This is a genomic window from Herbiconiux sp., from assembly GCF_023264855.1.
Lineage (GTDB): Bacteria > Actinomycetota > Actinomycetes > Actinomycetales > Microbacteriaceae > Herbiconiux.
The window spans coordinates 33871-48182 of sequence record NZ_JAHFUW010000008.1 but is presented as its reverse complement, the minus strand read 5'-3'; the positions used below and the strand labels follow the sequence as shown (position 1 = coordinate 48182).

At 70.2% G+C, this 14312-nt stretch carries 12 protein-coding genes; 6 read left to right on the top strand and 6 right to left on the bottom strand.

Annotated elements, in window-relative coordinates; translation table 11 throughout:
* Positions 1–135 precede the first annotated feature (135 nt).
* From Q0D75_RS05065 to Q0D75_RS05055, 3 genes are all read left to right on the top strand, one after another.
* Positions 136–1539 carry a hypothetical protein gene (locus Q0D75_RS05065; RefSeq protein ID WP_291050088.1) on the top strand — a complete coding sequence of 468 codons (1404 nt, stop codon included), beginning with the start codon at positions 136–138 and terminating at the stop codon, positions 1537–1539.
* A gap of 91 nt (positions 1540–1630) precedes the next feature.
* Positions 1631–3022 carry a glutamyl-tRNA reductase gene (locus Q0D75_RS05060; protein WP_291050086.1) on the top strand — a complete coding sequence of 464 codons (1392 nt, stop codon included), beginning with the start codon at positions 1631–1633 and terminating at the stop codon, positions 3020–3022.
* Between the two features lie 112 nt (positions 3023–3134).
* On the top strand, positions 3135–3548 hold the full coding sequence (locus tag Q0D75_RS05055) for an NUDIX domain-containing protein (RefSeq protein WP_291050084.1): 414 nt from the start codon (positions 3135–3137) through the stop codon (positions 3546–3548).
* Between the two features lie 6 nt (positions 3549–3554).
* Here the strand turns inward: Q0D75_RS05055 and Q0D75_RS05050 are convergent, their stop codons facing one another.
* A complete protein-coding gene (locus Q0D75_RS05050; RefSeq protein ID WP_291050082.1) occupies positions 3555–4634 on the bottom strand; it encodes an aminotransferase class V-fold PLP-dependent enzyme in 1080 nt (359 codons plus the stop codon).
* Between the two features lie 94 nt (positions 4635–4728).
* Between Q0D75_RS05050 and Q0D75_RS05045 the strand changes: the two genes are divergently transcribed.
* Both Q0D75_RS05045 and Q0D75_RS05040 read left to right on the top strand, forming a co-directional pair.
* Complete coding sequence (locus Q0D75_RS05045; RefSeq protein WP_291050080.1) at positions 4729–5721, top strand: LysR family transcriptional regulator; 993 nt, start codon at positions 4729–4731, stop codon at positions 5719–5721.
* A 40-nt stretch (positions 5722–5761) separates the two neighbouring features.
* The gene (locus tag Q0D75_RS05040) at positions 5762–8068 is read left to right on the top strand and encodes a cell wall-binding repeat-containing protein (RefSeq protein WP_291050078.1); all 2307 of its coding nucleotides are present in this window, start codon (positions 5762–5764) and stop codon (positions 8066–8068) included.
* Positions 8069–8091: 23 nt separating this feature from the next.
* On the opposite strand, the gene Q0D75_RS05035 is transcribed toward Q0D75_RS05040, so the two are convergent.
* The 4 genes from Q0D75_RS05035 to Q0D75_RS05020 form a co-directional block, all read right to left on the bottom strand.
* The gene (locus Q0D75_RS05035) at positions 8092–9069 is read right to left on the bottom strand and encodes a serine hydrolase (RefSeq protein ID WP_291050076.1); all 978 of its coding nucleotides are present in this window, start codon (positions 9067–9069) and stop codon (positions 8092–8094) included.
* 61 nt (positions 9070–9130) lie between these two features.
* Positions 9131–11104: a M13-type metalloendopeptidase gene (locus Q0D75_RS05030; protein ID WP_291050074.1), complete on the bottom strand. Its 1974-nt coding sequence runs from the start codon at positions 11102–11104 to the stop codon at positions 9131–9133.
* Positions 11105–11167: 63 nt separating this feature from the next.
* On the bottom strand, positions 11168–11530 hold the full coding sequence (locus tag Q0D75_RS05025) for an SHOCT domain-containing protein (protein WP_291050072.1): 363 nt from the start codon (positions 11528–11530) through the stop codon (positions 11168–11170).
* Positions 11531–11602: 72 nt separating this feature from the next.
* Positions 11603–12028, bottom strand: a complete 426-nt coding sequence (locus Q0D75_RS05020; RefSeq protein WP_291050071.1) for a DUF6325 family protein — start codon at positions 12026–12028, stop codon at positions 11603–11605.
* A 119-nt stretch (positions 12029–12147) separates the two neighbouring features.
* On the opposite strand from Q0D75_RS05020, the gene Q0D75_RS05015 reads away from it, so the two are divergent.
* Positions 12148–13473 (top strand): MATE family efflux transporter, encoded by a 1326-nt coding sequence (locus Q0D75_RS05015; protein ID WP_291050069.1) that lies wholly within the window; start codon positions 12148–12150, stop codon positions 13471–13473.
* A 44-nt stretch (positions 13474–13517) separates the two neighbouring features.
* Here the strand turns inward: Q0D75_RS05015 and Q0D75_RS05010 are convergent, their stop codons facing one another.
* Positions 13518–14309 (bottom strand): MBL fold metallo-hydrolase, encoded by a 792-nt coding sequence (locus Q0D75_RS05010; protein ID WP_291050067.1) that lies wholly within the window; start codon positions 14307–14309, stop codon positions 13518–13520.
* Positions 14310–14312: the final 3 nt, after the last annotated feature.

Below are 14312 nucleotides of genomic sequence, written 5' to 3'. Positions count from 1 at the left end.
TGGACGCCCCGGCGGGTGGGGCCGGAGGTGTGCCCCGAGGCACCCGACGGGCGGGCGAGCGGCGCCGATGGGGAGTTCTGCCCATGGGGTCGGCGCGGCAGCGGTGGTAGACAGGTGACGATACGAGGGGGCGCCATGAGCGACGACGAGAACACCGCAGACCGCAACCAGCCCGATTCCACGAAGCCGAGCGGATCGGGCGAGCAGCCCGGCACCACGCCCGTGCCGCCACCGGCGCCGTTCGATCCTCCTGCGGCCCCCGAGGCGCCGGTGCCCCCGGCACCGCCCGTTCCTCCTGTCGCCCCGCCGGCCTATCCCGCAGCTCCCGCGCGGAACCAGCCGCATCCGGGCTACACGCCGGAGCAGCTCGCACAGCCGCATCCGGGTTACGGCGCTCCGCAGCCGACCCAGGCCTACGCACCCGGCCAGCCCCACCCCGGCTACGGCCCCGGGGCGCCCCAGGCCCCACAGCCTCACCCGGGCTACGGGCCCTCGGTGCCCGGCGCATCCGGAGCCCCCGGCCCCGGCGGCACACCGCCGAAGAAGCGCCGTCTCGGTGCCGGCGCCCTGATCGGCATCATCGGCGGTGCGGTGGCGCTGATCGTCGTCATCATCGTGGTGGTCGCCCTGGTGGCCAACAGCATCGCGGCCACCAACGCCGCGAACGCCCGCAAGCCCTCCGACACGGTGGTGAGCTACCTCACCGCGCTGAGCGAAAGCGATGCCGAGACCGCGCTCGGGCTGCTCGGCTCCGCCCCGGACGACGACACACTGCTCACCAACGAGGTGCTCGCGGCGTCCAACGAGCTCGCACCCATCACCGACATCGAGGTCGTGCAGCAGGTAGGCGACGAGGGATCGGCCGACGTCACGGTCGGATACCTCCTCGGCGGCGACCCGGTGCAGGCCGAGTACTCGGTTCTCGACTACGACGGCGACGGGGAGTGGCAGGTCAGCGGTGGCACGGGCTACATCAGCACGGCGAAATTCGACGGCATCGGCCTGACCGTGAACGGAGTCGCCGTGCAGGCCGACGAGGTCGAGGTCTTCCCCGGCGCCTACGAGCTCGCGACCGACCTGCCCAACTTCACGCTCGAGGGAACCACCACCGTCGTGGTGACCGCGCCGTTCGAATCCGGCGACACCGGCGACATCGAGCCAGTGCTGACGGATGAGGCGCTGCAGCAGTTCCGCAGCATCGTGACCGCGGCGGCGAACGAATGCCTCGCCTCCACCACGCTGGCCGCCGGCTGCGGGCTCGAGCTGCCCGCCACCCTCGACGACGGCACCACCCTCGTCGACGGCACGATCAAGCGCACCCTCTCGGCCGACGGCCAGACCACGCTGAGCTCGCTCGAACCGACCCTCAGCTACGACAACCCCACCCTCGCCCAGGGCGACTACATCGGATCGGTCGACGTCACCGCGCAGTGCAGCCAGGGCGGAGCATCCGGAACCTGCGACCTGATCTTCGCCCCCTCGCTCGGCTCCCCCTCGGTCGACATGGCGAGCGAGAACCCCACGGTTCTCTGGGACTGACCACCCGACCACGAACGTGAGGGCCGCTGAGAGTGCTCTCGGCGACCCTCGGGCCAGCAGATGATCAGTTTTGGGGGCGTACAATCAGCTAGTGCTCATCTGCCTGACCGCGAATCACCGGAACGCGGGCTTCGACCTCCTCGAGAAGCTGTCGGTGGGCACCGCAGACGTCGCCAAGAGCCTCGTGGCCGAGAGCGACTTCGTGCAGGGCGCGGTCGTGCTGGCCACCTGCAACCGCTTCGAGGCCTACCTCGACATCGACGAACCGCTCACCGCCGGCCTCTCGCTGGCCGTGGAGCAGGCCGCGGAGTCGTTCAGCGCGGCATCCGGAACCGATGTCGACGAGCTGCGCGACAGTCTCACGCTGCTCTGCGGCGACGGCGTGGCCGACCACCTGTTCGCCGTGTCGTCGGGCCTGGAGTCGGTCGTCGTCGGCGAAGACGAGATCGCCGGCCAGGTGAAGCGGGCGCTCAGCACCGCACGGATCGAGGGCACGACCTCCTCCGACCTGGAGCGGCTGTTCCAGCGTGCCTCGCAGACCTCCCGCGGCGTCAAGACGAAGACGGGCCTCGGCGGCGCGGGGCGTTCGCTCGCCCGCCTCGCCCTCGATCTCGGCGAGAGCCGGGTCACCGACTGGGCCGCCACGCGCGTGCTGCTGGTCGGCACCGGGCAGTACGCCCGCGTCACGCTCGCGAACCTGCGCGACCGCGGGGTCACCGACATCCGGGTGTTCTCGCCGTCGGGCCGTGCGGCCGTGTTCGCCGCCAAGCAAGAGCTCGAGCCGGTGCCCGCAGGCGGCTTCCTCGAGGCCGTCGCCACGGCCGACGTGGTGATCACCTGCAGCACGGCGGCCACCGTCGTGCTGAATGCCGACCACCTGCGCGCCGCAGCCTCGCTTCCCGGCGCCTTCACCCGCCGTCTCATCATCGACCTCGGTCTGCCGCGCAACGTCGACCCCGCCGTCGCCGGAGTGGCCGGAGCCGAGCTGCTCGACCTCGAGACCATCAGCCTGCACGCGCCGCTCGACGAACTGAACGCCGAGTCGGATGCGCGCGCCCTGGTCGACCAGGCGGCCGCGGAATACCGCGCCGGCAAGGCCGAGTCAGCCGTCACCCCCGCGGTCGTGGCCCTGCGCTCGCACCTGTTCGACCTGCTCGACGCCGAGATCGGGCGGTCGCGCTCCTCGGCCATCGCCACCGCGGCCACCGCCGATCCGTCCGCGACCGTGCTCGCCGCAGCCGCGGCCGAGCAGACCGAGCGTTCGCTGCGGCACCTCGTGGGCGTCATCCTGCACTCCCCCTCGGTGCGCGCCCGCGAACTGGCGCGCGAAGGCCGGGCCGACGAGGTGTTCGCCGCCATCGAGACCCTCTTCGGTCTCGGCTCCGCGGCCGCCCTCCGGTCGGAGATCGCAGCCCAGGCGGATGCCGCCGCGGCAGCATCCGGAGCCGTCTCGCTCGACGACTACCGCACCGGCACTCTCTAGTCGTTTCCTCGCCCCTCCCCCTTCGCTGACTTGCGGGTCGTGGCTCTATTTCCCGGGTTTTAGAGCCGAAGGTCGCACCTCACCGGGTATCCGGGTCCCCTAAACTGCGGGGATGACTGGTGCCGCTCTGCCGCCGATCGCCGTGGCGGCGCTGGCGCTCGTGCGCGAACGGCGGGTGCTGATGGTGACCGCGCGGGCGCGCGAGGTGCACTACATGCCGGGCGGCAAGATCGATCCGGGCGAGACTGCGGCGGAAGCGGTGCTGCGCGAGGCCCGGGAGGAGATCGGTGTCTCGGTCGACCCGGCGAGCCTCGACGAGCTGTTCACGGTGAGCGTGCAGGCGCACGGCGAGCCCGACGGGCGGCTGGTGCACATGCAGGTCTTCCGGGGTGAGACGACGGATGCTCCGGTCGCCTCGAGCGAGGTCGACGCCCTGCACTGGGTCACCACGGCCGACCTCGACCGCTGTCCCCCGGCCGGCGCCGAGACCCTCCGCCGCCTGGCCGCCCTCGGCCTGATCGACTGACCCTCCTCACGCCGAGAGACCCAGGGCCGCGCAGACGCGCTCGACGTCGGAGGCGTCATTCCAGACGTGGAACGCCACGCGCACCCGGCCCGAACGGGACGAGGCGGCGATACCAGCCTCGGTCAGCGCGGCGATCGCGCGGCCGTCCTCATCCGGCCAGGTCACGATCGCGCTGTGCGCCTCGGACACCCCGAGGCGGCGGCAGAGCGCATCCGCGAGTCCCACGCAGTGGCGGCGGATCTCCTCCGCATCGGCCGAGGCGAACAGCTCGAGCGACTCGGCCGCCCCGATCCAGGCCTGCCAGGCGGGCGAGACGTCGAAGCGGCGGGCGGATCCGGCCAGCCGCATCCCCGGTCCGTAGCACGAGCCCCACACGTCGTCTCCGCTGTACCAGCCGGCGGAGTTCGGCACGAGCCGCGCGGCGAAGGCCGGGCGCAGCGTCGTGAAGCAGCATCCGCGGGGCGCGCAGAGCCACTTGTAGGAGTGGCACACGGTGGCGTCGAAGCGGGAGGCGTCGACCGGCATCCAGCCCACCGCCTGCGTGGTGTCGCAGAACGTGGCGGCCCCGTGTGCGGCCGCCGCCTCGAGCACGGCGTCGACGTCGGCCACCGCGCCCGTGGCCGACTGCACCAGCGAGAACGACACGAGCGCGGTCTCCGGGCGGATGCTCGCCGCGAGCGCGTCGAGCGGAACGCAGCGCACCGAGAGGCGTCCCTGCTGCTCCTGCACCACGAAGGGGAACACCATCGAGCTGAAGTCGCCCTCCACCACGAGCACCTCCGAGCCGGCAGGAAGCGACGACGCGATCATCCCCGCCGTCACCGAAGCCTGCGACCCGACGGCCACGTGATCAGCCGGCACTCCGCTCAGCCGGGCGAAGGCCTCACGCGCCCGCTCCACCGCGACACCGTACGAGCCGGGATCGCGATGGCCCTCCGCGAAGGCGGCCAGGTCAGCCGTCAGCGCCTCGACCGCCTCGCGTGGCGGCACCCCGATCATGCAGGCCGAGAGATACCCGGGACGCACCGTGAAGTGCTCGCGCAGCGCATCGAGGGAGAGGGGGCTCGCGGTGGCTCGGCTTGTCATGGCTCCAGCCTCGCGACCTCGCACTCATTCGACAAGAACCGACTTGGGATGGTTCCCATCACATCACGTTATGGATCTGCCGTAGTCTGGCGCCGTGACCCTCACTCCGCTCGCCGGCACGTTCGACCTCGACTCGCAGACCCTCCGCGCGGTCGCGGCCATCGCCGACTACGGCTCGATCACGCGAGCCGCCGCCGTGCTCGGCTTCAGCCAGCCGGCCCTCAGCCAGCAGCTCAAGCGCGTCGAGTCGCGCATCGGCATGACCTTGGTTACTCGCTCGGGTCGCGGCATCCGGCTGACGGATGCGGGCGAGGTGCTCGCCCGTCACGCGGAGGCGGTGCTCGGGGCGCTGGATGCGGCCGCCGGGGAACTGGCCGATCTGTCGGGGCTGCGCACCGGGCGCGTGCGGTTGGCCGCGTTCCCCTCGGCGTCATCGACCATCGTGCCCCGACTCATCCAGGCGATGGGGGCCGAACACGAGGGCGTGCGTTTCACCTACCTCGAGGCCGAACCGCCCGAGGCGGTCGTGGCCGTGCGCGACGGCCTCAGCGACGTGGCGATCGCGTTCCACTATCCGGCCGATCCGAACGACGCCTTCGCGGCCGGCACCGAGGGGCTCGTGGTGACCGCGCTGCAGCGCGACGATCTCGTGCTGCTGGCGCCGGAGGGGCATCCGGCCCTCCGGGGCGGGGTCGCGGCATCCGGAACCGGCGGCAGCGTGGGCGACGACTACCAGCTCGACTCCGCGGCCGTCGACCTGGCGGAGCTGCGGAACGAGAACTGGATCGCCGGTTGCCCGCGCTGCCGCAGCCACCTGCTCGACTCCTGCGCCCGCAGCGGCTTCGCGCCCGCGATCGCGTTCGAGACCGACAACGTCGTGGCCGTGATCAGCATGGTCGCGGCCGGCCTCGGCGTCGCCCTGCTGCCGGCCCTCGCCCTCACCACCTCGCCGCTGCCGCCGGGCGTCCACGCGCGTCCCACGGCGGGCGGCGATCACCGTCTGATCGTCGCCGTCACCCGCCCGGGCGCCGACCACGTGCCCGCCGTCGGCGAGGCGCTGCGCCTGCTCTCGGCCCTCACCCGCTGACGGCACTGGAATTCGCGAATAAAGTGATATACCTTCAGGTTTGTACGACCTGCACCCGGTGGGTCCGTCGACCTGGAGGTTCACGATGCGCGAACGGATTGCGACGGGCCTCGCCGCGCTGGCACTAGGAGGGCTGTTGCTGACCGGGCTCACGCCCGTGTCGCGTGTACCTGCCGCGCATGCCGCAGGCCCCGGTCCTTCGAGCACTCAGCTGGTAAGCGTGGCGGGTGTAACGCCGCCCCAGGGCGGTGACAGTCCATCCGGTTCCGTCGACATCTCGGGGGTCTCATCGATTTCGTCCGACGGTAGGTATGTCGCCTTCGCGACCAAATCTACGAACATGGTCGTCGCCAATCCGACTGGCAGGTCGCAAGTGTATGTGCGCGATACAGTGACCGGAACGACTCGGCTGGTAAGCGCGACGAGCACAGGCGCTCCCGGCGATTTAACGTCATCCAGGCCGTCGATCTCCGGAGACGGCACCAAGGTGGCGTTCTTGTCAAGCGCTACCGATCTCGTATCCGGCGTCTCAGATAGAATTCCGCATGTCTTCCTGTGGTCCAGCGAGACGGGCACCTCCACAGTCATCGACGTGAGTAACACTGCAGGCCACGATGTGGGCAACAGTGGAGTCCCATCTGAGATGAGCCTTTCCCGTGATGGGAATGCGGTCGTCTTCACCTCGGGTTCGACAAACCTCACGACGGAGGACAACCGTGGATTCGGCCAGGTCTTCGTGCGCGACATCGCAGCGGGCACGACGACGATGGCGAGTATCGAGTCCGCGGGCAAAGGTGCCCGGCTCGGAGCTTTCCTACCTTCGGTCTCATCCGACGGCAGCGTTGTCGGTTTCATCAGCGCCGCAAGCCTCACACCGACCGATGTGCATTCCATCCCGCAAGTGTTTCTGAGGAACGTGCCAGCCGGAACGACGACTCTGGCGAGCGTCAGCGCTGATGCCGTCACCGGCGCGAATCGCCCCGTCGAGTCGATGACGATGTCCGGCGACGCGACGTTGGTGGCCTTCGGGAGCAGTGCTTCCAACCTGACCACGTCGCGCGGGACTGGAGGCGGATACATCCGTGACACCACCACTGCAATGACCCGAGATCTGGCACCCAAGTTCTCCCTTTCGAACCTTCGACTCTCCACCGATGGACAGCACTTGGCATTCGATTCCATTAGTAAGGTCGTCCCTGAGGTTGAAGGTCTCCCAAGCACTAATCGCGCCTACCTTCTGGATATTGCGACAGGAGTGTTCAAGTTCGTCGGAATGCCCGCCTCAGGAACCACCTCGCGGACGGATCGGCAGTCGTACTTTCCGGTGCCTTCGGATGACGGCCAGTTCGTGGCTTTCACCTCGAATGCGACCAACCTGACACCGGAGACAGCAACGGGTATCGACCAGGTTTACATCCGCAATACCGCAGCAGACTCCCGCATAGATCGTCTGGGGGGCGCCGATCGATATGCCGTATCGGCAGCGACCTCCGCCGATACGTTTCCGGCTGACGTCGATCGAGCCTTCGTCGCATCGGGCCAGGTCTTCCCGGATGCGCTATCTGCCTCCGCCGCCGCCGGCGCCGCCGCTGCCCCGGTACTTCTCACTCAGGCAGACCTGCTCCCAGCTGCGGTGCAAGCCGAACTGCGCCGCCTCCACCCGCTGGTCATCCTCCTCATGGGAGGCACGAATACGGTGAGCTCGGACATTGAGAATCAACTGAGGACATTTTCGCGCTCCGGAGTGATCCGAATTGCGGGCGCAGACCGGTACGAGGTTTCCGCCAATGCGTCGCAGGCCGTCTTCTTCGCCGCATCGCCGCCGGTAGCCTACGTCGCCTCCGGTGAAGTGTTTCCTGATGCCCTCTCCGGTTCCGCCGCCGCAGGCGCACTCAAGGGACCCGTGTTGCTCGTGCAGAAGGGAGCGGTCCCCGCCTCGGTCGCCGCCGAACTCAAGCGGCTCGCCCCCACGAAGATCATCGTCCTCGGTGGAACGAACACTGTGTCCGACGGTGTTCTCACCGCGCTCAACCAGGTCGCCCCCACCACCAGGGTCGGCGGCGCTGATCGATACGCCGTTTCGGCAGCGGTGTCGGCCGGCACCTTCCCCGCCAATACCACGACGGTGTATGTCGCCTCCGGTGCCGTCTTCCCCGACGCGCTCTCCGGGTCTGCTGCCGCCATCCGCCGTGGCGCGCCGGTGCTGCTCGTCACCGCCGACGGCATCCCCGCCGTCATCGCAACCGAACTGCGCCGGCTCAACCCGCGTCACATCGTCGTGCTCGGCGGTACCAATACCGTCTCAGCAATCACGTTCGACCAACTGCGAGGCTATCTAGCGCACTAGCGGGCTGAGCGGGTGGTCCCGACTCAGAAGATGTACTCGAGCAGGTCGGTGCCGAGGGTGCGCATGCCGTCGAGCACCGCTAGGCGGCCGGGCAGCGTGGAGTCGTTGAAGCGCATGGTGACCGCGTAGGAGACACCGGCCCGCGGGCCCTGCACCACGCCCGCCTCCGAGCGGATGCCGGCATCCGTTCCGGTCTTGTTGAACAGGGTGATGCCGTGGTCTTCGCCCAGGTGGGCCAGCGGATCGAGCCCGAAGGCTCCCGCGACCATCGAGAGGTCGGTGCCGAGACCCAGCCAGCCGACCACGAGTTCGCTCGTCGTCGCGTCGACGATCTCGCCGCGCTGCAGCCGGCGGAACAGGCCCGCGAGCTCGCGTGCGGAGCCGACCGAGAGCTGCGGTGCGTCATCCGGACCGCGCACCTCGCGCACGATGTCGAGCAGCAGGGTGCGCCGGAGGCCCAGGGATTCCGCCCGCGCCCGCACGGCATCCAGACCGATGCGGCGCAGCAGCACGTTGGTGGCGAGGTTGTCGCTGGTGGCACCGATCAGTGCGGCGAGATCGGCCAAGGGCAGGGCCGGCACCTGCAGATGCTGCCAGAGACCGGAATCGGCGACCGAGTCCTGCGCCGTGCGGTTCAGGATGCTGAGCGCCTCCGCCCCGGGAGCGGCCCGCGCCGTGCGGGGCGAGGTGCCTTCCCGCCCGGCCTCACGCGAGCGCCCGTCGCGAGCGGAGATCCGTGCCGCCACCTCGATCAGCAGCAGCACCTTGCCGATCGAGGCCGTCGGCACCGAGAGGTGGTCGTCGACGGAGAACAGCACGCGGCCCGATTCGAGGTCGACCACCGACGCCGTCACCTGCACGCCGGAGAGCGCCAGTTCGGTGAGCGAGGCGAACCCCTTGCGGAAGATCACGCCGTCGGAGCCGTCGCCGACCGAACGGCGGCCGCGCGGGGCGGCGGCGTCCCGCTCGTCTCGCGCGCGGCGACGGATCGAATCCGGCATGCTCAGGAGCCTCCCTCGGCCTCCCGGGCGGGATCAGATCGCGCGCCCGGGTTCGGCAGTACTACCAGATGGTCACACGCTCAGCTGGGTCCAACCAGAGACTGTCGGTGGAGGCCACGTCGAAAGCCGCGTAGAACTCGTCGATGTTGCGCACGATCTGGTTGCACCGGAACTCGTTCGGCGAGTGCGGATCGATCGAGAGCAGGCGGATGACCTCCTCGTCGCGCGACTTCTGCTGCCAGGCCTGCGCCCAGGAGAGGAAGAAGCGCTGGGCGCCCGTGAATCCGTCGACGACGGGCGGTTCGGCGCCATCGAGGGAGAGCAGGTAGGCCTTCCAGGCGATGCCGAGGCCGCCCAGGTCGCCGATGTTCTCGCCGATGGTGAGCGCGCCGTTCACGTGGTGCTCGGGAACCTGCGCCGGAGCGAGTGCGTCGTACTGCGCGATCAGCGACGAGGTGAGCTTCTCGAACGACTCGCGGTCGTCTTCCGTCCACCAGTCGGTGAGCTTCCCGTCGCCGTCGAACCGCGAGCCCTGATCGTCGAAGCCGTGACCGATCTCGTGCCCGATGACCGCACCGATCGCACCGTAGTTGGCCGCCGCATCCCGCGACTCGTCGAAGAACGGGAACTGCAGGATGGCCGCCGGGAACACGATCTCGTTGAACCCGGGGTTGTAGTACGCGTTGATCGTCTGCGGCGTCATGAACCACTCGTCGCGGTCGAGCGGTTTGCCGATCTTGCCGAGCTCGCGCTGGAACTCGAATTCGCTCGTGGCGCGCACGTTCGCGATGAGGTCGGTGGGGCTGATCGCGAGCGCGGAGTAGTCGCGCCACTTCACCGGGAAGCCGATCTTGGGCGTGAACTTGCCGAGCTTCTCCAGTGCCCGCTCGCGCGTCGCCGGGCTCATCCACTCCAGCGTGGTGATCGACTGGCGGTAGGCCTCGATGAGGTTGGCTACCAGGATGTCCATGGCCGCCTTGGCCGTGGACGGGAAGTGCTTCTCGACGTAGATGCGGCCGACGGCCTCTCCCATGGCGCCCTCCACCAGCGAGACGCCGCGCTTCCAGCGGGCACGAATGCTCGGGGTGCCGGTGAGCGTGCGGGCGTAGAAGTCGAAGTTCTCCTCCACGAAGTCGCTCGAGAGGTAGGGCGCCCAGCCGTGCACGACCTTCCAGGCCAGCCAGTCCTTCCAGCTCCCCAGCGGCTGGCCGGCCAGCACCTCGGAGACGCCCGTGACGAAGCTCGGTTCGCGCACGACGAGCTCGTCGAAGACGCCGGCCGGGGCATCCAGGGCCTCGCGCCAGAGAGCCAGGAACGACCCGCCGTCGACGGCGCCCGAGGGCCCCGCGAGGTCGACCACCGCATCCCAGCCGAGCAGGTTGTAGGTGGCCTGGGCATCGCGGGTGCGCACGTTGTCCCAGTGCGTGGCCGCGATGGCGGTCTCGAGGTCGAACACGCGCTGCGCCCGGCGCGGGGCGTCATCCAGCCCCGCGAGCTCGAACATCCGCTGGATGTGGCCGAGGTAGGCCTCCCGCACCGACGCGAACTTCTCGTCGCGGAAGTAGCTCTCATCCGGCAGCGAGATGCCACCCTGCTCGACGAACACGAGGTAGCGCTCGGGATCGCCCGGGTCGTTGTCGACGAACAGGCGCAGCAGGCCCGAGACGCCCTCGCGCTCGAGGCGGCCGAGGGTGCGGGCGAGGGTGGGCAGATCGTCGATGGTGTCGATCAGCGCCAGCTGCGGCGCCACGGGGGCGGCCCCGAGGGCGTCGATGCGCTCCTCGTCGATGAACGAGGAGAAGAGATCGCCGAATTTGCGGGCCTCGGTGCCCTCAGCGGCATCCTTGGCCTCATCGATGATGGTGCGCACGTTCTTCTCGGCCTCTTCGGCGAGTTCGTAGAACGAGCCGTAGCGCGCCTTGTCTTCGGGGATCTCGGTGCGCGCGATCCACCGGCCGTTGACGTGCCGGAACAGGTCGTCTTGCGCGCGGATGCTGGGGTCGAGTTCGTTGGTGTCGATTCCGGATGCAGTCACCCCGTAACTCTACGCACCCCGTCCGACAGCGTGCCGGGAGGGCGGAAGCGAGGGGGGTGCGGGTCAGGCCAGCAGCTTGGCCTTCGCGGCCGTGAACTCGGCGTCGGTGAGAACGCCGGCGTCTTTGAGGGCGGCCAGCTTCTGCAGCTCGGCGATGATGTCGACACCACCCGCAGGCGCGGGTGCGGCAGGTGCCGGAGCCGGAGCCGCGGCCTGCTGAGCGGCCACGGCGGCCGCGGCTGCGGCGTCGATCTGCGCCTGCTGCTGCTGGGCCTGGAATGCCGCCTGATCCTGCTGGCCCTGGGCCTTCTGCATCTGACGGTTGTGGATCCCGCCGGAGACCGCGCTGGCGGTTCCGGCCACGACGGCGGTGCGGGCGGCGAGGCCGATGAGGCCTGGTCGGCCAGCTCGTCGGAACATGGGCATGTCGGTTCTCCTGTCGGATCGTACGGAAGGGTCTTCGTGAGGTGGGTGGAAGCAGCGCAGCGCTGCCGCTGTTCAGTCCGCGAGCGCGGCCAGGACCTCGTTCACCACGGGGGCCGGGATGCGCTCCGTGCTCAGTACGGCACCGTGGCCGGCGGCGAGCTTCGACGCGAGGTTCTTCGCCCAGGCCAGCTCGATCACGAGCAGAGCGGCCGAGGAGCCCGCGGGGATCTCGGCGGCCAGCTCCTCGATGTCCTCGAACGAGGCGAGCCCGGTGGCCTCCAGCACGACCTCGCCGAGGCCGATCGCGTCGCCCGCATCTTCGAGTTCGAGCACGGTGAGCGCGCCCTCAGGCGAGCGGGTGACGAACAGGAGGTCGAGCAGCCGGACGGTGCCGGCGTCGATCACGTCCCGCAGGGCGTCGACGATCTCGGGGCCGGGTCGCTCCCCGTCGAATCCGACCAGGATGAGTTCGACCGGTCCGTAGCTGAATTCGGGCATCGCGCGGCCTTTCGCAGGGTGGGGGCAGGTGCCCGCACGAGCGGAGCGCGCGTTCGGGGCTGACATTCGGCACGCTACCAGCCGGGGGGCGGAGGGCACCAGAGTCCTAGGCTGATGGAGTGCTGACGATCGATCGCGACATCCTGCGCCTCGCGGTCCCAGCCCTCGGAGCGCTCGTCGCCGAGCCCCTGTTCCTGCTCACCGACACCGCGCTGGTGGGCCATCTGGGGGCGGATGCTCTGGCCGGCCTCGGCGTCGCCAGCGCGATCCTGCAGACGGTCGTCGGGCTGCTGATCTTCCTCGCCTACGCCACCACGCCGGCCGTCGCCCGGCGTCTGGGTGCCGGCGACACCCCGGGCGCGGTGAAGGCGGGTATCGACGGCATGTGGCTGGCGCTGGGCGTCGGGGTGCTGCTGGCCGTCGCCGGCTGGCCGCTCGTGGGTGCCGTCATCCGTCTGTTCGGGAGCACCGAAGCCGTGCAGCAGAACGCCGAGACGTATCTGTCGATCTCGCTGATCGGGCTGCCCGGCATGCTGATCGTGATCGCGGCCACCGGACTGCTGCGCGGCCTGCAGGACACCCGCACGCCGCTCGTGGTGGCGGTGGCCGGATTCGCGGCGAACGCCGCACTGAACGCGGTGCTGATCTACGGCGCGGGCTGGGGCATCGCCGGTTCCGCCGTCGGCACGGTGGTGGCCCAGTGGGCGATGGCCGCGGTGTACGTGGTGATCGCGATCCGGGCCGCCCGGCGGCACGGTGTCTCGCTCCGGCCCGGTCTGGACGGCGTGACGGGCGCGGCCCTGGCCGGCGGATGGCTGCTCGTGCGCACGGCCAGCCTGCGCGCGGCGATCCTCGCCACGGTCGTGGTGGCGTCCTCGCTCGGGGTGACGCAGCTGGCGGCGTTCCAGATCGCCATGACGGTGTTCATGACGCTGGCGTTCGTGCTGGATGCGCTGGCGATCGCCGGTCAGGCGATGGTGGGGCACGGGCTCGGCGCCTCGGATGTGCCGCGCGTGCACGCCGTGACGAGGCGGCTGGTGCGCTGGGGCCTGCTGTCGGGGGTGCTGCTCGGCGTACTGGTGGCGGTGACCGCGCCGTTCGCCGGGTTCGTGTTCAGCTCCTCGCCCGAGGTGCGGCAGGATCTCACCGCGACGATGCTCGTGATGGCGATCGGCGTGCCGCTGGCCGGTTTCGTGTTCGTGCTCGACGGCGTGCTGATCGGCGCCGGCGACGCGCGGTATCTCGCGCTGACGGGGCTCGTGAACCTCGCGATGTACGCGCCGTTGCTGATCGCGGTGGCCCTGATCCAGCCCTCGGGAACGGCCGGCCTCGTCTGGCTCTGGCTGGCGTTCGGCCTCGGCTATATCGGAGCACGCGCCCTCACGCTCGGCCTCCGCGCCCGGGGTTCCCGCTGGATCGTGACCGGAGCCCCCGCCGCCCGCTGACGCACCGCCCGCACCCGTTCCGTGCCGTGCCGTGGGCCTCGGGGTCAGACCAGGAAGACGGCTCCCGGGTGCGCGAGCTCGATCGGGCCCGCGTAGGCGGTGGCCGCCCGGGCGCGGGCGGCATCCGGAACCAGCGACTCCGCGAGGTGCGTGAGCACCAGGCGGGCGGCACCGGCCGTGGCGGCCGAGCGTCCCGCCTCCTCGGGGGTGTGGTGCACGGCGGGCTCGCCCTCGGGCGCCCGGTCGTAACCGGCCTCCACCAGCAGCAGGTCGGCGTTCTCGCCGATCTCCTCGAGCGAGAGGCAGGGCGCGCAGTCGCCCGAGTAGGCGAGACGGCGGCCGCCCTCGTCGACGGTGAGGCCGAAGGCCGGCACGCCGTGCTGCACGGGACCCCAGCTGAGCGTCAGCGAGCCGAACACGGCCTCACCCCAGCCGCTCATCGGCCGGAAGTCGAACACCCGGGGCAGTTCGTCGACCGACGACGGGCCGAGGAACGCACTCAGCCGCTCGAGCATCCCCTCCGGCGCGATCAGCGGAAGGGGAACCGGATGCTCGGGCCGGCCCTCGGCGAACCGCAGAGCGTAATAGGCCACCAGCAGGTCGGCGGCGTGGTCGGCGTGGCGATGCGAGATCCAGATCGCGTCGAGCGCCCCGATCGAGGTGTGGCGCTGCAGTTCGGCGAGGGTGCCGGCACCCGCGTCGATCCAGACGGTCGCACCCGGAGCATCCGCTCCGCCGCTCTCGTCGTCCACGGTTCCCCCCTGGAGCAGGTAGCCCGAACAGGGGTTGTCGGGGCGAGGAAAGGGCGTTGCGGTGCCGAGCACGGTGAGACGCATGCC

What these genes read in the sequence shown, in the direction of transcription:
- Q0D75_RS05065 (WP_291050088.1), top strand. Translation starts at nt 136, where the DNA reads ATGAGCGACGACGAGAACACCGCAGACCGCAACCAGCCCGATTCCACG.
- Q0D75_RS05055 (WP_291050084.1), top strand. Translation starts at nt 3,135, where the DNA reads ATGACTGGTGCCGCTCTGCCGCCGATCGCCGTGGCGGCGCTGGCGCTC.
- Q0D75_RS05050 (WP_291050082.1), bottom strand. Translation starts at nt 4,634, where the DNA reads ATGACAAGCCGAGCCACCGCGAGCCCCCTCTCCCTCGATGCGCTGCGC.
- Q0D75_RS05035 (WP_291050076.1), bottom strand. Translation starts at nt 9,069, where the DNA reads ATGCCGGATTCGATCCGTCGCCGCGCGCGAGACGAGCGGGACGCCGCC.
- Q0D75_RS05025 (WP_291050072.1), bottom strand. Translation starts at nt 11,530, where the DNA reads ATGCCCATGTTCCGACGAGCTGGCCGACCAGGCCTCATCGGCCTCGCC.
- Q0D75_RS05020 (WP_291050071.1), bottom strand. Translation starts at nt 12,028, where the DNA reads ATGCCCGAATTCAGCTACGGACCGGTCGAACTCATCCTGGTCGGATTC.
- Q0D75_RS05010 (WP_291050067.1), bottom strand. Translation starts at nt 14,309, where the DNA reads ATGCGTCTCACCGTGCTCGGCACCGCAACGCCCTTTCCTCGCCCCGAC.